Genomic DNA, 19,054 nt, shown 5'->3' on the forward strand with positions numbered 1-19,054 from the left:
CTTAAGCACGAACACGTTCTCCCTCTACGTCATATCCCTGATCATCTATAGTATCTTTAATTTGATTTAATGTAACCATATCAGGGTTAAAATCAATATCGACTAATCCTTCAGTTAAATGTACTTTTACCATTTCCACACCATTTAATGCACCTACATTGCTTTCGACAGCTTTCACACAATGTCCACATGACATTCCTTTTACTTCTAATGTAATTTTTTCCATAATAAACACTCCTTTTATAAGTTCATTTTTTTATTAGTCTTTGAACCGTCAATAAAAATTCATCTAACACTTCTTTATCACCCTCTTGAAGCCGATCCATTACACAACCTTTCAAATGCCCTTCAAGAAGAATATTCGCAACACTATTAAGCGCCGATTGAGTTGCTGAAATTTGTGTTATAACATCATCACAATACGTGTCTTTTTCGATTAATTTTTTAATACCTCGAATTTGTCCCTCAATCCGATTTAACCGTGTGACTAAATTCTTTTTTACATGTTCAGAATGATGGCTTTTTCTCCCACAATGTTCATGGGCTAAATCAAATTCTTCTTTATTTTTTTCCAAAACAGCACCTCCTTGGAAGGCATTGCATTCCTAACTTAAATAAACTATGATTTATCTGCAATATTATAATACCATACCCCCCCAGCCTATGTAAAGAAACGAGCACTTAATTTTATTTATATGAATGAAAATGTATGAAGCTGGAACAAATCTCAAAAGTAATTAGCGAAGGACGGACATTGCACAAATCAGCTCCGGAAATATACGTAGACACCCAAGAAGCCCGCCACCCGCCCGCAGAAAGCGAAGAAGATTTCCGGAGCGGGGTTGGTTGGAGCGCAATATTCGGGTTTCTTTCGTTAATATCCGTTTGTCCTCCCAGCCTCTTATTGTGGACTACATACGTGGGGATACTTCATCTTCTGTTACCCACCTATGATTTTTCACCTTTGCTCCGCCTGTTGTTGGTCTGTAATTTACAATATAGGCAGTTGTAGCATAAGCCCCTTTAATCGTTGCTTTCGTTCCTATCATTCCTTCCATATGTCCTGCCTTTAGTGTAACTTTACTACCTACTTGATAAGTTGGATTTTTTTCCTCTTTTAACCTTGCGGGAACTTCTCCAGATCCAGAATGTTCCATATTCTCCATATTCATAGTGCTATCTGATTTAGCGTCTATGCTGCCATTTGCCTTTGAAGCATTATGGCTACCACAAACTGTTAAAGCAAAAACGAATAGCAACAATATCAATCCAGCTATCATTTTTTTGTTCATCATCATCCTCCTTACTATTTTACTTTTAATAACGTGTCCTACCTAAACCTAATGTACCCAATAAGTTTGCAGAAATTATGCATTTGCTTTAAGAGATTTCTATACTTTTGCAAAGGAACATCATTTTAATGAACTTTTAGAAAATATAGTTGTATACTATTTATGTAGTTTAAAGGGGGAAACAAAAATGGAAAATGTTATCAACGAATATAAAAAAGATACGGAATCAGTTTACCATACTTGGTTTATAAACAATGATGATCGATTAAAAGCATTTAGAACTATACGGAAAGGCTTAATAAAAGTTATTTCAGATATCGAAGAAGGAACTTTTGGAAATGATTTTAAAGGATCTAGCCTTGAAACTGTTGTGACAGCAATTTCTGAGCAAAAACAAGTATTTGAAGGGGCTGCACATGCTTTTTTTTGGAAACCTAAATTGCGTATTCCAGATATTTATGAAAATGAAGTAAATCAAAGAGCATTCGGTCGTTTCTTAAAAGCTTGCCTTGAAGCAACAAACGAAAACAAGATCATTGCAGAAATACATAAATTAAACAGTCTGAATGTTAAGGGACTAGGTCCTGCTGTAGCCAATATTTTATATTTCTTACATCCGACTATCTTCCCTCCCTTTAATACTGCAATCGTTAAAGGCTTCAATACTTTGTTTAGTAAAAAAATAAAATTAGGCTCTTGGCCCGCTTACTTGGATATGCGTGAAGAAATAATGAATCAAAACAATAAATTTAAACACCAATTATCAAAAGATTTAGGGGCCATCGCAGGGCTTTTATTTGAAATTGGGAGCAATCGTCTCGTTATTGAAGAAAATGCAGTACGGGTGTTACAAGAAGAAAACGAAAAACGGAAGAAAGCAAAATTAAAACGGAATAAAGAAGTAACAAAGGATGCAATGGAAGAACATGCACATACCGAAATGCAATATTATCTTGCAAAATTAGGACAGGCATTGGGATATAAAGTCTGGATTGCAAGAAATGATCATAAGCGCGTTTGGAACGACGAAAAACTTGGGGAGTATTCCTTGAAATCACTAAAGCTCCATAATCTCCCAGAAAATGTTTTTGATACTGTATCATTAATTGATGTTCTTTGGCTCGATCAAGAAAATAACATCATTAGCGGATTCGAAGTCGAGAAAAGTACTTCCATATATTCAGGGATATTGAGATTAAATGATCTATCCCTTTCTATCCCCCATAATTGTCAATTTTATCTTGTTGCACCTAACAAAAGAGAAAAAGAAATGAAAGCACAGCTGCTTCGCCCTTCTTTCCGCACTTTAGATTCTTTGGCGATTTCTTATATCTTATTTGAGGACTTAAGAAATGACTGTGATGCAATGTGTAAATTTGGCAATGATTTTTCGGTACTGACAAAAATATGTAAAGTTGTTTAATAGATCATTATAAGTGTAGAAATGCACTCCTTTTATTTCATTCCTAATCACGAATACAAGAAGCATCTATCCCAATCGAGATGTGGTAGATGCTTAAAAAAGTATTGAAGAATTTAAAAGTTAATCAGACTGTTCCCATATTGATTTAATAGAAATAAAAGCCTATTGTTTATATCGTTTCTTCAATTTCTTTTAAATTATTTATTACCGCTTCTATGAATTCTGAAGTGGAGGCTGAACCACCTAAATCACGGGTAGTAGTTCCTTCGGCAACTATCCTAAAAACAGCATGTTCAATCATATTTGCAATCCCATCTAGTTTACGTTCTTTATGTTTAGTTGATAACCATTTAAGTAACATAACAGTTGATAAGAGCATACTTGTTGGATTCGCAATATTTTGTCCAGCGATATCTGGTGCTGAACCATGTGTAGCTTGTGCCATAGCCTGCGTACCGTTTGTATTCAAGGATGGTGATAAACCTAAACTTCCAACCAGTTCACCTACTAAATCTGATAAGATATCTCCAAATAAATTTTCAGTCACAATAACATCGAAATCTTGCGCTCTACGGACAAGATGCGCAGTCATAGCGTCAATGTGAAAATCATTTATTTCTACTTCAGGATAATTTTTTTCCCCTACCTCATAACAAACATCACGGAATAATTCAAAAGCATATTTGATGACATTAGCTTTATGGACAATGGTCACTTTTTTTCGCCGGGCCATTGCTAGTTTAAAAGCCTCGTGGGAAATTCTCTCTATTGCTTTTCTCGTAAATACTCCTGTTACAAGTGCTATCTCAGGAGTAACCATACATTCACCTACACCTTTGTACATATTTCTGTCAGAAAGAAAACCCTCTGAATTCTCACGTAAAATGATGAAATCAGCTTTTCCCACTAGACTTTTTGTCCCCGGAAAATTTCGGCTTGGGCGAATATTGGAATACAAATCAAAATAATGTCTAAGCTCGCCACTCGGATTTCTGTTGGAAATACGGTGTTCATCTGGGTAGGATGATGAATCATGCGGCCCCATTAACCAACCGTGGATTTTTTCTAAACCCTTTTTGGTGATGTCCGGCAATGGATCATTGTATGCTTTTATACTTGCCCACCCCATCGGAAATTCTAAAAATTCAAATTCTATTTCACGCATAAACTTACGTGTTGTTTCTTTTAACACATTAACAGAGGATCCTACAATTTCTGGTCCAATTCCACCTCCATATAAGACGCCAATTTTATATATAGACATATTAATCACTTCCTTCTCATTTTTTGCGCTTTCTTTTTCTCTAGTTTTCTACTAAAAAGTATATGGCTTTTCCACTTCGATATCACTTTTATACTGTTTTTCTATTTGTTCCAAAAGGTTATCCCTTCTCATCACAGCAACAACAGATTATAATCGTTTTAACACCGATTAAGAATATTCTTTATATTTTCACAAAATCCAAATACTAATAATATTGATCAAATAAAAAATAACTCCTGCAAAAAATAGACAGAAGTTATTTTTTTAGTTTATGTTTATTAGTGTCTTACATCTTGCTTAGGAGGATTCACATATTTACCGTGGATCTTAACCCCTATTCCCTGATCATATACCATTTTTCCGCCAAAATAGCCAACTGACAATATTCCGACTGCACAAATAATCGATAAAATAGAGCCTATAATAAGCCATTGTTTGATGATTTCCCTCTTTCTGAAGACAAAAGTAAAACGAAAAACGACCATAAAAAAGGTAGCCCATGTAGTAATCGCAGCAAGTAATTTATGGTAGTGAAAAATATTAGTGTTCCCCCTTGCATCATGACCAGGACCAGTTCCTACTGCAATCCAAGCACTTAAAAACGCAAGTAACCAGAACCAATGTCCATTCGGTGAAGATTTTCGTCTCACAACAGCAAAAAATAAATCATAAATTGCAGTAAGTGTAATGATGACGATAGGGAAATGGACAACTATTGGGTGAATATGCGAAAAAATTTCATTCATCACATTTCCACTTCCTTTACAATAGAATTACATTTAGTATATTTGGTTTACATTAGAGTTTTATTAGAAATGATACAGTTTAGTAAAAATGATTTAATAACAGATTTCAATACTTCAGCCAATTATTTTTAAATCTACAATTTTATATTGAATGCTATCATTTATATCCCCCATCTTAAATTTGATCGATAGTATGAACATAACAAAGGACTCTTTATTCAAACTGTCAAATACGCTAACCCCAGAGGTAAATGATAGCAAAAAAGGCCATCCTCCGACGGAAAGCCTTTTTATTAATTACCTTTATGAAAGAAAAGAAATGATCATTGTTGTATCACTAATCCATCAAACCTTGCTGATAGGCATAGCTGGTAAGCTGTACACGATTATCTAAATGAAGTTTACTTAAAATATTTTTAAGATGACTTTTTACTGTATGTTCGGATATATACAGATTTTCAGCTATTTCTCGATTAGAAAGACCTTTTGCTACCAATTGAAGTACTTCTAATTCTCTGGCTGATAAGGGGGTTAATGAATCGTTTGCTGAGCGGTTTAATGAAAATTCCTTAATAATACGCCATGCAATTTCCTTTGACATCGGAATCTCATCTAAGGCAAATGCTTTTAAATATTCATACCATTCATTGGCTTGGATATTTTTTAATAAATAACCTTGCGCTCCTTTTTTCAATGCATCAAATAGGTTCGTAATATCATCTGAGACAGTAATCATGACAATTTTGACAGAAGGGAATTTTAATTTAATGATTTTTGTTGCCTCTAAACCATCCATTACAGGCATTTGAATGTCCATTAGAATAATATCAGGCATTAACTCCTCGGTAAGTGTAATGGCTTCCTTCCCATTTTTGCCCTCACCAACTATTTGAAAGTCCTCGTATTCTTCTAAAATTTCGCGGATACCTTCCCTTGCATGCGCATGGTCATCAATTACTAATATCCTAAACGGCTGCATTTTTAACACTCCTTGCTAATCTCAACGATTGTTTCATGATCCATTCGATTTATTGAAAATTCCCATTCCATTTCTTTAGCTCTTTTCTTTATAATTTGCAATCCATATCCCTTGCTTGATTGGATTTCTTTATCCGTAAAACCAATTCCATTATCTTTGATTGTACAAGTCCAACCGTTTCCCGTTTCTTTTGCTTCGATCCAAATTTTATTCGTTTTAGCATGTTTAATCACATTCATGACAGCCTCTTTTATACAGGCAAATAATTCTATCTTTTCTTTAGAAGATAAACGAGTTTCGGGAATTTCCCACTGTAAGTCCATCTCAAGCGAATGGTTGTTACGAATTTCCATTAAAGATTGATAAATTGTTTTTGTCCAACTATATGATTCTTCATTGCTAGAATACGTCAAATTTGTAATAGATTGGCGAATATCTTCATGAATATGTTGTATAGTTTGTTTAATGGCCTGGAAATCTTCCTGATTTTCAAGTTTTCTCTTTCTTCCAAATTTATTCACCTTTACAGATAACAAAAATAACGATTGAGCAATTCCATCATGTAATTCTCTAGCAAGAATTTCTCTCTCAATAAGTGCTGCTTTTTTTGCTTTTTCGTGTTTTAATTCATCTTGTATTTTCTCTAATATTGAAAATAAACGCAGTAAGAAAATAAGAGTCACTGCGAATATGATGATCGGGGACAAAAAATTACCAACTGTCATGGAAATATAGGGAAGTAAAAAAACATGCCGAATGTATTCCCAAAGTCCAATTGCGATTGTAGGGATAATTAAAATCAACCATTTAATTTGTCTATACTTCAACATTATCACCTGTTATTCCTTGAATATTACTAGTTTAGCATACGTTCAATATTTAAGGTGAGTCTTCCATGTAAAATCACTCTTTAGGGGTATGTGAAAAATGCTTCTCCCCTATATAATGGTAAAGGAGTCTGTCTCTATATTATATAGATCAATTTATTAAGGAGGTTATATCATTGAAGATATTTAAAAAGCTAGCCGCAACTGCTTTCCCTATTTTGGCAGGAATGTTTTTATTTGCAGGGGTTGCAAGTGCACATGTTGTTGTAACACCTAGTACTTCCGCACCGGGAGCTTGGGAAACTTACACAATGAAAGTACCTACTGAGAAAAAAGTGCCAACAGTTAAAGTAACATTAAAAATGCCAAAAGGTGTTCAATTGGAGTCTTATCAACCTGTTCAAGGATGGAACGTAAAACTTACAAAAGATTCATCGGGTAAAGTGAAAACAATTACTTGGACAGCGAGCGGAAAAGGAATTGGTGTAGGTCAATTTCAACAATTTACTTTCGTTGCTGAAAATCCAGATAAAGCAGGTTCTGCTGCTTGGAATGCTTTCCAATATTACAAAGATGGTTCCATTGTAGAATGGACAGGCAATGAAAAATCAGATACACCACATTCTATTACAAAAATAACAAAATCTGCAGCTACATCAAATACATTAACTGCGCATGATCAACAAAAGTCTTCCAGCAGCACTAACAATGAAAATGGCTCAAAGACTATTACGCTAACCCTATCTATTATTGCGATTATTCTTTCTGCATTGTCATTAATTGTTTCATTTATTAAGAGAAAATAATAAACAAGAGGATGGGACGAAAGTATATTTTAACGAAAGAAAAACTGAATATTGCACTACACTCCTGCTCCCGCAGAAGTCTACGTATATTTTCGGAGCTGATTTGTGCAATGCCCTTCTTTAGTTAGCTACTTTTGATTTTTCCCAACCTCTTCTTACGATTAGTCAAGTATCTTTCAGTAATTTCTTTTGAGTTTTATGATTTAATTGTAGTTACGATTTCTGAACTGGTAGTGCGGACTCATAATCGTAAAGTATGCCGTGTGTCAGTAGCTGAAACGTCACTTTCAGAAACTTATTGATACACGCGATAATCGTGACCTTATGAGGCTTTCTCTGAGGTTGCGTTTTTAATTTGTCATAATAATCCACTAAATGATTGGGTTTTCCTTTTGTTGTCATAAGCATTGCGCAATCATAAAAAATAAAATCTTTCGTAGCTTTTTATTCCCTCTTTTATTGATACGATCACAGTAGTGCGTAATGCCAGATTGATAGTGCATAATATCGTTACCAACGTAAACGTTCAGTTATTTCGCGTTTTTAAACTGGTGTATTTCTTAGCACGTTACAATACCGCCCCTCATAGTGATTTGCTGCAGAACAACAGAAAAACTGAGTTAAATTACTTAAATGACTTATTGCGTAACACTTGAACCCTTTTATTAGTCTTTTTTGCCATCTCTTTTGTGTGATTGACTAAGCGAACAATATCCTGATAACATTGTTTCGCGCCAATGACAAGCAAAGGAACGCCTAGAAAATCAATATGCAATCTTCTTGATAGCAACCCACCTATTGTCATGGCAAACGGAACTGTTGGTGATGTGTTAGAAAATATTATTTTTTCACTGCCATCGTATTTTTCTTGTAATAATGAACTTAAATTCTTCAAAGCTGGAATCATATGTTTGGAAGAACCGCGGCCCACTGTATAAACAGAATTTCCATCCTCGTCTATTCCATGAAAAATAATTTTCCCCATATCCGAAGTTTTTAACTGATTAAAATAAGGGACTGCTAAAATTTCTTCTTTAGTTAATTTGTGATCGGCAGGTATCTGTTTTAAGTGATAGGCTGCAGCTAATGACGTCGTATGCGTTCCACCAAAATCATTATATATATAAATCATAGATTCACCCTCTACCAATAAATTCACTTTATCATCATTTCGTACTATTATTGTGCCCATTTTGCCCAGATAAATAACTTTTTCATATATGCGCAAGCCACAGAATGAAATAACATGCATTAACACATATATTCTTTTGTTCTGTACAGAGTCATTTGGATCTTCTTTATAGCGATATATGAATTGTTGCCGATACTCCCACATCCTTGGGGGATTTTCCCACTATGGATAGTGAAAATTTCATTATTCTCTCACTTTAGATCCTATTTTACTAACAATAACGATTCTTTATTGTAAAGTTTTATGTAAAATTGAATACATTGACTAAAGAAAAGAGAGCCTTTTTATGACAAACATGACTCTTATTCCTATAGTTTACAGTTGTAACCATTCTCTCATTAAATGGATATGGATGATAAAATTTTTTCTGCTTTAAATTGATCTTTCTGATTCACGTAAAATTCATAAATTGCCGGAACTTGAATCCCACTAGAGAGCATATCATTTTCAGGTAAAGGTAAGGAGGAATTTTTCAAGCGTTTATTTTTTACTTTATAGAATATACCCTCTTTAGAAAAAGCTTGTGATATTTTAAAATAGTCAGCATGAGATAACGCTGTATAAACTAAATTTCTTTTAAAAAACACCACGCCCACTCCTTAATCATATAATTTCCCAATTTTTCAAAACTCCATTATCATATTTATGCATTTTAAAAGGACCTTACCTTCATTTCTCCGAATTGATATAGTTATGTAATTCTCTTTCAAGATCATTCACCTTTTGTTTAAGTCCTTCAATTTCTTCTCTTAAAACACCTTGTTTAAATCGACTGTATCGTGAAAAATTGAGTATGCCCCTGCTGCTCCTTTATGGATCAACCATACAGCAAATGTAAATACCAATACAATAATTGCGAAAAATATAACTGTTCCCAAGTAATCACCTTCTATTAGAAAGATAGTTATAACATTAATAATATATCAATGCTCGTGAGAAATTTTTTTATCTAAATATTTATATTTTTATAATTAAACTTTGCTTTAAGAGAGGCAAAGCAAAGATTTCCCACCTAGCTCAATCATGAAACATGGTTTATATCCAGTGACTCTTCTTGTTATTTTCGACCACGTCCGTAGTTAGTCTCCCAGACGTTATATACGTCATAAGAACAAGCATGTAGTAATTCAATATCCTGCTCATAAATATGGTATAATTACCAAAAAATTGTGGGGGTTAAAAAAATAAGTTGGATATCATTCTTAACTTTAGTACCGCTTTTATATGTCCCTTTTTTCCTATCTGCAATTGTATTTGTAATCTGGTATATGATTAAGTTTCTTAAATTACAGAAAGAAAAAAACAACATTGTAAAAAGTATTTCTGACAAGTTAGATAAGCGAGATGAATAGATGCTGAAACTCTATAAAATAAACCTCTTCACCTTTTGCTTCAACTTTTCAAGTTTATCTGCCTCAATCTTGCTGTCAAAACATAGTCATCAACATTTACTTTCTTCAAGCGTATATTCCCTTATGAAATTCTCCTGCTTCCACTCTTTCCTTCATAACTTATCAAGAAAAATCACCTCCAATATATTTGGAGGTGCTCATAATTTCATCGTGTTTCATTTAGCTAGGATTATCATTCAAAAGAGTTTGATAAAAATTTTTCTAATTCTCAATCCAATTCATTTCACTATTTTATATTAACTAATCTGTTCAATTAGTATTTGAGAACTATTACCACTAGCAACAGTTAAACCTAATCCAGTTACAACGATTTCTACAGTAGCTGGCACTGTTGTTACCTCAAATAAAACTACACCAGAAAGATTAACGCCTGCTGAAATTAATGTATTTGTACCAGAAACTGCTGTACCATTTACTTGAACTTCTACACCGCCTAATAATGATACGAGAGCAGTAGATATACTATAAGTCACTGTATAAAAACCAGGAGTATTTATACTAAAAGTATCATCATCGACTCGTGTAATTGAAGTACCAAATGTTGCATCAGTAATAGGAAATGGTACTGGACTGCCTGCTGTGAGAGCGATTCCTAATGCTCCAACATTACTGGATGCACTGAGTGCTGCTGGTAGCCCCCCTGCTGGTCCTGTTGCTCCTGTCGCTCCTGCTGGTCCTGTTGCTCCTGTCGCTCCTGTTGCTCCTGCTGGTCCTGTTGCTCCTGTCGCTCCTGCTGGTCCTGTTGCTCCTGTCGCTCCTGTTGCTCCTGCTGGTCCTGTTGCTCCCGTTGCCCCGGTTGGTCCTGTTGCTCCCGTTGCCCCGGTTGGTCCTGTTGCTCCTGCTGGTCCTGTTGCTCCCGTTGCCCCGGTTGGTCCAGCTGGTCCTGTCGGTCCAGTTCCACCCGAGAATCCTCCACCACCAAAAATAACATTACTTCCAAAAATTGTCATATTTTTCCCTCCCTTTCACAAATCAAATTATTCATGTAAATAACTATTGAACCGACGTTAACCCAAGTATGAATGAATTATCACATAAATGAGAAAAACGCACATCCTCACTTATTTAATTTTTGTGAATACATTAAATATGCTAGGAGGGGAATCATATGGTGACAATAAGTTTATGTATGATTGTAAAAAATGAAGAGGATGTTATTGAAAGATGTTTAAAATCCATCTATGATGCTGTAGATGAAATTAATATTATTGATACTGGTTCTACAGATAACACTGTAAACATTGCTCAACAATATACTGATAGAGTTTTTAACTTTAATTGGATCGAAGATTTTGCCGCAGCTCGAAATTATGCGTTTCAGCAAGCAACAAAAGATTTTATACTTTGGCTCGATGCAGATGATGTTATCCTAGAAAAAGATAAACACTTATTTATGGAGTTAAAAAAAGGCTTATCACTTGATACGGATGCTGTTTCTATGAATTATAATCTAACCCTTGATAAAAATGGTACTGCCATTACAAGTATAAAAAGACATCGTTTGGTAAAAAGAGAGCGACAATTTAAGTGGATTGGAAAAGTTCATGAATACTTGGAAGTATACGGAAACATTAAGCATAGTGACATTGCAATAACCCACCAACCATTAAAGGAAAGTGAACCGAATCGTAACTTGCAAATATATGAAAAAATGATTGAACAAGGGGAAGAGTTTTCTCCGAGAGATTTATTTTATTATGCAAATGAACTAGTTGATCATCAATTTTATGAAAAGGGAATTGAACATTATTTACGTTTTCTTAATACTAATAAAGGCTGGTCTCAGGACTGCATTAACGCCTGTAATAAATTAGCAGATTGCTATACCCACCTAAACATTCCAGAACTAGCCATACATTGGACAATTCAAGCAATAATATATGGTCCGCCGATTCCTGAAACTTGTTGTCGAATAGGTTATCATTTCTACTGTAAAAATGATTTCAACACAGCTATTTATTGGTACAAACAAGCGATTGCTAATTCTACAAATGAAACAGTCTATTTTCACAACCACATATGTTCTACATGGCTACCTCATCTTCAATTAGCGATTTGCTATGATAGACTTGAGCAATATGATGTTGCTAATTATCACAATGAACAGGCATTAGAATACTCTCCCGACCACCCTGATATTTTATCCAATAGAGAATATTTCAAAAAAGTTCTCAATCATCAATGAGAACTTTTTTTGATTTCACTAATATTTGGTAAATTTCTATTTGATTGGATAACTGATTGACTGAAATTCCAAATTTAGCGGCTAGATGAGCTACCTCCTGAAAAAACAACTTAATTTTTGGTTCCACATTTAAATAATTATATTTAATTTCCTCTATTTCGAACAGTTTCTTTGGAAAAAGCGTATTTATCGTGTCAAGGGTAAAAAATCTAAGATGCGTGCGATCCAATATTCCTGCATTTGTATAAGACCAGCTTCCCTGTAGTAGTGGTAACAGAGCTTCTGCATGCAAGACATTCGGAACACTGCAAACAATTACTCCTGACCGCTTTAAATATTTTGAAAATCTAATTACAGTAGACCATGGATCCTTTAAATGTTCTAGAATATCAGCAAATATTATTACATCTAATGATTCTTCCTCTATCGGTAGTTTAATATTTTCCACATCACTTATAAAAACCTTTTTATAATAGTTCTTTGCTATACTTGCTGATATTTGATTTAATTCGATGCCGTACATTTCGCAATGTTGCCGATTCATAATGGAAATTCCTGTTGCACCAGCACCACAGCCAACATCCAAAATCATTTTAGCTTGAGAAGGTACTAAATCTACTATTTCAGGTCGCGGATGAATATAGTACGACCAATCAAAATTCCATTTATCCAGAAATTTTAAATAATTTTTTCTATACAATTCATATACATTAAGTTCCTGATTTCCCATAAATGTCGCGTGTCCATGATGATGTACAAATGAATCTAATGCTATTTTCAAATGATATCCTTTTAATAATGCCCGTAAACATAAATCATCATCTTCAAATGAACCATATTCAAAATATTCATCAAAGTTACCAATTTCATCTAATATTTCACGTTTCGCCAATAAACAAAAGCCAACAAGCCGTAGTACATATTTTGATTTATTTTTTTGTTTATTACAATATAATTCAGCAAAATCATCTAAATCATGAATATCTTGGTACGTTACATTTATTTGCTGCTCACCACTAACATTGTTACTTACTGGTCCAACCATTCCTACACTTTCATCGCTATGAAGTTCTCTTAACATCGCTGTTAGCCAATTCTTTGTTACAATTGTATCGTTGTTAAGAAATAAAATATTATCATATTTAGCGGCGGACATGCCTTGATTACATCCTTTAGAAAAACCTAGATTTTTATTATTGTAGATTTTCTTTATTTCTGTTAACTTGTTTAAGTATTCTTTTGTTCCATCTGTTGATCCATTATCAACAACAATTACCTCAATATCGTCTTTATTCGTGTAATTATAAATACTATTGATGCATTGCTTAGTATAATTTAATTGGTTATATGTCAGGATAATAATGCTTGTTTTCAAGTAATCTCCCCCTTTTACATAAACTTCCCGCTTTTAAATTATGATCTAAAAGGACATATTAACACTTTTTTCTTTTTAACGATCATTAGGTCATAACATTGTCCCTCTTTCATTCTTGAAAAAATAAGCGAATTTCTAAACTTTCTTATTCAAACTCTTTCTTGATTCTAGAGTTAATATTTACAGCATGTTACCTTAGCGAGAAACTTTGCGAGTAATGCAGTGACATTTATACCACTAAAAAAGCCCCCACATAAACGTGAGGGCTTTTTTATGTGGAGAATGATATGGAAAACTTATTACATATATTTCCAAATTACATTAAAATTATTCATTTAAAAAGACACTCCCACCATTTCCACCCGATAATATCTGTTGACCAAGAAAGGTTATATTAGTTTGGATAAAATTCTTGTCCATTATTGCTGTAACTGGAAAATGTCAGATAGGATGATCATTTATGAATAAAACGAGTACAGATACAAAGACTATTGTCATCATATCTTTTAAAAATGGAGGTTCCGTTAGCATGAATAACACGGTAAAAAATAAAACCTTTATCACCATAAGTTTGATCCAAATAATATCCGCCTTTATTGTTTCACAATATCAATCATTTATGATTAAAGAGCAGGTAGACAAGCGATGTATTTTCAATTAATTTTTGCCCTCTTCGTCTTTATAGTTAGTTTAGGGCAAACAACTGTCATTATGAAAAAAATAAACTCATTAAAAAAGCTTAATGAGGAATGATCATTTTTTTAAAATGCAATAAACGTAATTCTAAATCAAAATAGACATTGAGGTTATGATTTGAGAATTGCCTATTAGAGATCTTGTTTATTTAAAAAAGTTATAAAATATATTACTCTAACCATTCACACATTAATAAAAAACCATTTTCTCTTCATCATAAACAGCAACAACCACGATTATAAAGAAACCAATGCACATATTTTCTAGCATAAAATGAAGTCTAATTTTACGCCCAATGGGTTGCCTCTCAAATTCCTGTATGATTTACTAATTAAATTCCTATAATACTAAAATTTTAACTGTGGGGGCCTCTTCACATAGCTTCTTTTTACAATTCTTATTGTCCTTGAGACTTTCGGCTGCCAATCAATTAATCCTTTATTTTTTAATTTTTGCAGATAAGTATATACAGTATTAGTTGATCTCAACCCACACTTCCGGCAAATTTCCATCATTGATGGTGCGTATGCATGAGATTCTCTATAACTTTGAATAAAATTTAAAATATCCTTTTCTTTCTCTCCTAATCGTTTATTTAATTTAAGAAAATCATCCAATCCTATATTTATTGACATAATTGAGCCTCCTTATTGCATCCTCGGATATGACTAATCGGCAGAATGTTTGTTTCTTAAATGAACTGCCTCAAAAAGCATTGAAAGAATTATCATTAACATTCCATACCCTGATCTGCCGTTGCATAATCTCCCCTTTATGAGGAATGTAAATCAATTCAAGTCTTTCATCATCCTCTAAAGCAATGGTTACAAACTTCTACCGATTAGTCCCCTTGACTACGAACGTTTGTTTTCATTATAATACAAACAGATGTTCTTTCATAGTCAAAAATGAGGTGATTATCTTGATAATGTTATCAGAGGATGAAAATGAAATAATTGCTGATTATATTCTTCTACCATTAGTTAGGAAAACATTAGAACGAGATAAGAAAATCATTGAAGAAAGTAAAGTGAGGTTTAAAGAGCCATATATTATGATGATTGATAAGGCTCTTAGTCAATTGGCGAAGGATCTTAATAAAGTGAAGCGTGAGGTATATAAACAAAAGATAAGATTTAAAAAGAATCATGATCTCTACTATTCGGTGTTTGTCCGCGGTTATGAGCATAATAAAAAATATCACCCTTATATTGCAGCAGATTGGGTAAGGAAACGAATTGATACATACTTATGGTGATGGATCAAATAAAGGTACATTCCTCTTTCGAAGGATTTAAAAAATAGTGAGGGAAGTTTTTATTGTAAAAAACATTTTATAGAAGAAAGAAAATCCAGACATTAACTAAGATTAGTGTTTGTTCAAGAACACCTCATTAATAAACAAAATAATAAAACTAAAATGAATCCAATCTAAAAAAAGATTGATCAAAATGGATTAAATGGATTCTTCGCTACCAGATTTATGTTGTTATTTTTAGAAAACTTTTAGGCTCACGCCTAACCGACATTCATCTCCCACTTACTCACTGGGCTACGCCCTACACATTCCTTGAAGTGGGAGTCTTCTGTCGGAAACTGATAAAAAAACTCCCAATTCAAACGATGCACAACTTAATCAGGATGTCGATTCATTAATAAAGTATTGGCGTTTTCTGGATCATTCATCAATGCTATTCTGTATTCCACCATCCGGTTAAGTGTTTCAAGCATCTGATCCAATTCTTCCTTTTTATGTTCAATTTCACTTATTTTTTGGCGAATCCATTCAATGATTTGTTGATGGGTACGTGTATTTGTATCAATATCCTGCAAGATTTCCTTTAGTTCAGCTAGCGAACAGCCAATCCCCTGAAATTTCTTTACTAGTTTCAAACGTTCGATCGCCTCTTCTGAATAGTTACGATAATTATTGTTCTCTCTCCGGACATGCCGACTATCCAGTAAACCCTCTTTTTCATAAAAACGAATTGTATAGGCTGTTAAACCTGTCTTTTCAGCTAATTCTTGAATTTTCATGTACAAATCTCCTTAATATGACTTGCCTTAGAGTTAACTCTAAAGTTTATAATACATTCGTTCAAGTAATTCTACAACTCAACTATTTAAGGAGGATATGTGATGCGTATTTTTATAACAGGAGCAACAGGGTACGTCGGTTCCGCCGTCGTCCAGGAACTCATCGATGCCGGTCATAAAGTCGTTGGGCTTACTCGCTCAGACAATGGTGCGGAGAAACTGAAGGAGGCTGGGGTAGATGTGCACCGAGGTGATCTTGACGACTTCGACAGCCTTCGTAGCGGTGCCGCCAATGCGGACGGTGTTATCCACCTGGCGTTTAAACATGATTTCTCGGACTTCGCTAACTCGCTCATGACTGATTTACGTGTTATAAAGACGATAGGGGAGGCGCTCGAAGGATCCGGAAAACCATTCGTGACCACTGCTCACTACAACGGAACGGCCTCAGATAACGAAATGATGTCGTTGGCAAAGCGCGGGGTACGGACATCGGTTGTGAGTCTCGCCCCATCTGTGCACGGCGAAGGAGACAAAGGATTCATACCGAGGCTAATCAATATTTCCCGTGAAAAGGGCGTGTCTGCTTACATTGATGACGGTTCAAACCGCTGGCCGGCTGTACACAGACTTGATGCTGCACATCTCTACTGCCTCGCATTGGAAAAGGCACCAGCCGGAGCACGACTAGACGGGGTTGCAGATGAGGGCGTACCATTTCGTGACATCGTGAGTGTCATCGGTGAGCACCTTAACCTGCCAGTAATCAGCATTTCACGTGATAAAGCAGACGAACACTTCGACTTCCTCAGCAGCATTGCGGCGCTCGACATCCCGAGATCAAGTGTACAGACTCAGAAACTATTGGGCTGGCACCATGTGCACTCAAACCTGATCTCAGACCTCAAGCATGGTCATTACTTTAATAGCTGACGGGATGATTTAATCCTATCGACGAGGAATTTTTATAGCAACTATGGATAAAATTGTTGGTTCTCCTATTACCGTATTTTACCAACTGAATTAACTTACCTTAGCAAAAGACTTGGAATTATACAGTTATGATAATAAGGCCCTACATAAACGTAAGGGCTTTATTGTTATTTTCAAATCTATTCTTAAACCAAAGTTAGCATTATAAACATCTAAGTTTTTTTCGATTCTCTACATTGTTTAACTAGTGAATTGGTAGGATATATATTGTAGCAATATATTCGCTCTGTTCCAATCCAATCTCCACTATCTCCTATTCTATTAGTCTATTTTTCTATTCACTCCTTTTCCCAAAATAAAAAGGCCCTTATCAATTTCCTATTGATAAAAGCCTTTAGATTAATTCTATCTTTTTTATTTGTTCTAATTCAAAACCATAATAATAACCTAGCTCGTGTCCGTCACTTGGTATTAAATCCACACTTTGAATAAGATTTTCATCGTCATCTAGTTCAGGAACATAATTTGTTAAATATCCTTCATATTGTTGACCTGTATCCAGAATAACCAATACATTTTTATCTAAGAAAGGTTTAATTTCATCTAGTGTCATCAACATCACCCTTTCGTTGGAAAAATGTGTACTCCCGTTTTTGAATAACGGATTTCAAAATTACTAGTAAAGATATGATTTCCATTGTTATTAACATAATAGCCGATTTTTTGTCATTGTGTAATATTCTTTCTTTATTTTCAAACTTAAAATTTTTACTTACTCTTATTTCCCCAGTTCCCGCATATTTTTGAACCAATTTTTGTGCCTCTCCTTGACTAATTGTTAAATAGCTGGGACCATACACACCTTTCTTGGATAATTTCTCTTTATATGCTTCATAAGCTGGATCACCAAGAATATGACGAGCCTGTTTTTCAGGATTGATCTTTGTACTAATTTTACCTTTAGAGATTTTATTTCTAATTTTTTCTCTAGCTTTTTTCACCATTTGTTGATGATGGTTTAGGGTATCTTGCTTGGACAAAGAAGTTACTTGTTCACGATCATAACGTCTTGTTCTACCTGTATCATTAATGAATTCTCTCATTTTGGCTTGTTTTTGTCTAATTTTCTCTTTCGCTTGCCGTATTCCCTTTTCATCACCTAAGGCTTGCATCACATTTAATTCACGTTTTGCCCTTGGTTGTGCTTTAAGAGGTCAGTTGTCTATCTAAAGCACATTTTATCTCATATTCGTATGTTGATCCGAACTCAAATTCATTTTCCTTTTTTAATTCTTTACTTAGATCATACTTATCTCGAACATACATGATTTTTTGTGCTCGAATAATAGCTGCGTATTGTATCATGATCTGATCGTAAATTAAATCAGCAGGGGATTTTTCTTCCAACATCCCCATGATTTCCAATGTACCCTCTGGGATGTATTTTGAAAACAATCCATGCTTAAGAGCATTGGAATTTCCCTTAGGTGAACCATGACCACTGGCGTTTTTATTCCCAACAGGAGCACCACGTTTTCGTTTCGAAACGTTACCATTCAATTGTTCATCCCATTTATCTTGATTTTTCCACTTACGAATTTGAGAATTGGATAGATCTAATTCTGCTGTAATCTCTTTTAATTTCCTTTTTCCATTGCTTTTCACCCATATTTGAAATGCCTTATCTCGTTTTGGATTTCTTAGTCTTGCCACGTTATATCACCGTCCACCTCCATCAGTTTTGTTTGTTTTGGAGCAAAAGAAAAAGCACCTCATTGAGTGCTATCTCTGGATTGTCAACACTAAACTGGACAATTTTTATAAGGTCTTTTTCTTGTATTCGATTGGTGTTAAATAGCCAAGTGTTCCATGAATCCGAATGTTGTT

General features: G+C 34.4%; 23 protein-coding genes. 5 read left to right on the top strand and 18 right to left on the bottom strand.

Annotation, left to right across the window (positions count from 1 at the left end):
* Position 1: 1 nt before the first annotated feature.
* From copZ to G4D61_RS16155, 3 genes are all read right to left on the bottom strand, one after another.
* Positions 2-226 carry a copper chaperone CopZ gene (gene copZ, locus G4D61_RS16145; protein ID WP_025731446.1) on the bottom strand — a complete coding sequence of 75 codons (225 nt, stop codon included), beginning with the start codon at positions 224-226 and terminating at the stop codon, positions 2-4.
* Positions 227-248: 22 nt separating this feature from the next.
* The gene (locus G4D61_RS16150; RefSeq protein ID WP_025731445.1) at positions 249-575 is read right to left on the bottom strand and encodes a metal-sensitive transcriptional regulator; all 327 of its coding nucleotides are present in this window, start codon (positions 573-575) and stop codon (positions 249-251) included.
* 336 nt (positions 576-911) lie between these two features.
* Positions 912-1,292, bottom strand: coding sequence for a YdhK family protein (locus tag G4D61_RS16155; RefSeq protein WP_163174406.1), 381 nt, complete (start codon positions 1,290-1,292; stop codon positions 912-914).
* Positions 1,293-1,479: 187 nt separating this feature from the next.
* On the opposite strand from G4D61_RS16155, the gene G4D61_RS16160 reads away from it, so the two are divergent.
* Positions 1,480-2,715, top strand: coding sequence for a type II restriction enzyme NmeDI-related protein (locus tag G4D61_RS16160; protein WP_163174408.1), 1,236 nt, complete (start codon positions 1,480-1,482; stop codon positions 2,713-2,715).
* A gap of 169 nt (positions 2,716-2,884) precedes the next feature.
* Here the strand turns inward: G4D61_RS16160 and G4D61_RS16165 are convergent, their stop codons facing one another.
* From G4D61_RS16165 to G4D61_RS16180, 4 genes are all read right to left on the bottom strand, one after another.
* Positions 2,885-3,979, bottom strand: a complete 1,095-nt coding sequence (locus G4D61_RS16165) for an isocitrate/isopropylmalate dehydrogenase family protein (protein ID WP_025731442.1) — start codon at positions 3,977-3,979, stop codon at positions 2,885-2,887.
* A gap of 278 nt (positions 3,980-4,257) precedes the next feature.
* Positions 4,258-4,725 carry a DUF2231 domain-containing protein gene (locus G4D61_RS16170; RefSeq protein ID WP_035355103.1) on the bottom strand — a complete coding sequence of 156 codons (468 nt, stop codon included), beginning with the start codon at positions 4,723-4,725 and terminating at the stop codon, positions 4,258-4,260.
* A gap of 337 nt (positions 4,726-5,062) precedes the next feature.
* Positions 5,063-5,704 carry a response regulator gene (locus G4D61_RS16175; protein WP_025731440.1) on the bottom strand — a complete coding sequence of 214 codons (642 nt, stop codon included), beginning with the start codon at positions 5,702-5,704 and terminating at the stop codon, positions 5,063-5,065.
* A 2-nt stretch (positions 5,705-5,706) separates the two neighbouring features.
* Positions 5,707-6,531 (bottom strand): sensor histidine kinase, encoded by an 825-nt coding sequence (locus tag G4D61_RS16180; RefSeq protein ID WP_025731439.1) that lies wholly within the window; start codon positions 6,529-6,531, stop codon positions 5,707-5,709.
* A gap of 182 nt (positions 6,532-6,713) precedes the next feature.
* Between G4D61_RS16180 and G4D61_RS16185 the strand changes: the two genes are divergently transcribed.
* Positions 6,714-7,337: a YcnI family copper-binding membrane protein gene (locus tag G4D61_RS16185; protein WP_371316523.1), complete on the top strand. Its 624-nt coding sequence runs from the start codon at positions 6,714-6,716 to the stop codon at positions 7,335-7,337.
* 398 nt (positions 7,338-7,735) lie between these two features.
* Here G4D61_RS16185 and G4D61_RS18555 read toward each other — a convergent pair whose 3' ends face one another.
* The 5 genes from G4D61_RS18555 to G4D61_RS16205 all read right to left on the bottom strand — a co-directional run bounded on the left by G4D61_RS18555 (position 7,736) and on the right by G4D61_RS16205 (position 10,891).
* Positions 7,736-7,840 carry a transposase gene (locus G4D61_RS18555; RefSeq protein WP_152604322.1) on the bottom strand — a complete coding sequence of 35 codons (105 nt, stop codon included), beginning with the start codon at positions 7,838-7,840 and terminating at the stop codon, positions 7,736-7,738.
* 122 nt (positions 7,841-7,962) lie between these two features.
* On the bottom strand, positions 7,963-8,469 hold the full coding sequence (locus tag G4D61_RS16195) for a DUF3189 family protein (RefSeq protein ID WP_035355134.1): 507 nt from the start codon (positions 8,467-8,469) through the stop codon (positions 7,963-7,965).
* Positions 8,470-8,867: 398 nt separating this feature from the next.
* Positions 8,868-9,116 (bottom strand): hypothetical protein, encoded by a 249-nt coding sequence (locus G4D61_RS16200; protein WP_025731436.1) that lies wholly within the window; start codon positions 9,114-9,116, stop codon positions 8,868-8,870.
* 162 nt (positions 9,117-9,278) lie between these two features.
* Entirely contained in the window at positions 9,279-9,407 is a 129-nt protein-coding gene (locus G4D61_RS18375) for a hypothetical protein (protein WP_268812479.1), read from the bottom strand.
* A gap of 770 nt (positions 9,408-10,177) precedes the next feature.
* The gene (locus tag G4D61_RS16205; RefSeq protein ID WP_163174409.1) at positions 10,178-10,891 is read right to left on the bottom strand and encodes a BclA C-terminal domain-containing protein; all 714 of its coding nucleotides are present in this window, start codon (positions 10,889-10,891) and stop codon (positions 10,178-10,180) included.
* Positions 10,892-11,049: 158 nt separating this feature from the next.
* Here G4D61_RS16205 and G4D61_RS16210 point away from each other — a divergent pair, with 158 nt between their 5' ends.
* Positions 11,050-12,126, top strand: a complete 1,077-nt coding sequence (locus tag G4D61_RS16210; protein WP_163174411.1) for a glycosyltransferase — start codon at positions 11,050-11,052, stop codon at positions 12,124-12,126.
* Here G4D61_RS16210 and G4D61_RS16215 read toward each other — a convergent pair.
* Together G4D61_RS16215 and G4D61_RS16220 are read right to left on the bottom strand one after the other, a co-directional pair.
* On the bottom strand, positions 12,113-13,501 hold the full coding sequence (locus tag G4D61_RS16215) for a glycosyltransferase (protein WP_163174413.1): 1,389 nt from the start codon (positions 13,499-13,501) through the stop codon (positions 12,113-12,115). The two genes, G4D61_RS16210 and G4D61_RS16215, sit on opposite strands and share 14 nt — an antisense overlap.
* 1,043 nt (positions 13,502-14,544) lie before the next feature.
* Positions 14,545-14,832 carry a LexA family protein gene (locus tag G4D61_RS16220; protein WP_163174415.1) on the bottom strand — a complete coding sequence of 96 codons (288 nt, stop codon included), beginning with the start codon at positions 14,830-14,832 and terminating at the stop codon, positions 14,545-14,547.
* A 293-nt stretch (positions 14,833-15,125) separates the two neighbouring features.
* Here G4D61_RS16220 and G4D61_RS16225 point away from each other — a divergent pair, with 293 nt between their 5' ends.
* Complete coding sequence (locus tag G4D61_RS16225) at positions 15,126-15,455, top strand: YhjD family protein (protein ID WP_025731639.1); 330 nt, start codon at positions 15,126-15,128, stop codon at positions 15,453-15,455.
* Positions 15,456-15,829: 374 nt separating this feature from the next.
* On the opposite strand, the gene G4D61_RS16230 is transcribed toward G4D61_RS16225, so the two are convergent.
* On the bottom strand, positions 15,830-16,234 hold the full coding sequence (locus G4D61_RS16230; protein WP_025731640.1) for a MerR family transcriptional regulator: 405 nt from the start codon (positions 16,232-16,234) through the stop codon (positions 15,830-15,832).
* A 102-nt stretch (positions 16,235-16,336) separates the two neighbouring features.
* On the opposite strand from G4D61_RS16230, the gene G4D61_RS16235 reads away from it, so the two are divergent.
* A complete protein-coding gene (locus tag G4D61_RS16235; RefSeq protein ID WP_163174417.1) occupies positions 16,337-17,167 on the top strand; it encodes an SDR family oxidoreductase in 831 nt (276 codons plus the stop codon).
* 394 nt (positions 17,168-17,561) lie between these two features.
* Here G4D61_RS16235 and G4D61_RS16240 read toward each other — a convergent pair whose 3' ends face one another.
* From G4D61_RS16240 to terS, 3 genes are read right to left on the bottom strand one after another with little or no spacing between them, the layout of a single operon-like run.
* Positions 17,562-17,780: a hypothetical protein gene (locus G4D61_RS16240; protein ID WP_025731642.1), complete on the bottom strand. Its 219-nt coding sequence runs from the start codon at positions 17,778-17,780 to the stop codon at positions 17,562-17,564.
* Positions 17,767-18,339: a polymorphic toxin type 50 domain-containing protein gene (locus tag G4D61_RS16245; RefSeq protein ID WP_268978389.1), complete on the bottom strand. Its 573-nt coding sequence runs from the start codon at positions 18,337-18,339 to the stop codon at positions 17,767-17,769. The genes G4D61_RS16240 and G4D61_RS16245 overlap by 14 nt, the downstream gene beginning before the upstream one ends.
* Before the next feature lie 34 nt (positions 18,340-18,373).
* Complete coding sequence (terS, locus tag G4D61_RS16250; RefSeq protein ID WP_163174421.1) at positions 18,374-18,880, bottom strand: phage terminase small subunit; 507 nt, start codon at positions 18,878-18,880, stop codon at positions 18,374-18,376.
* Positions 18,881-19,054: the final 174 nt, after the last annotated feature.

Origin of the sequence: Heyndrickxia ginsengihumi, from assembly GCF_011008565.1 — a bacterium.
Taxonomy (GTDB): domain Bacteria; phylum Bacillota; class Bacilli; order Bacillales; family Bacillaceae_C; genus Weizmannia; species Weizmannia ginsengihumi.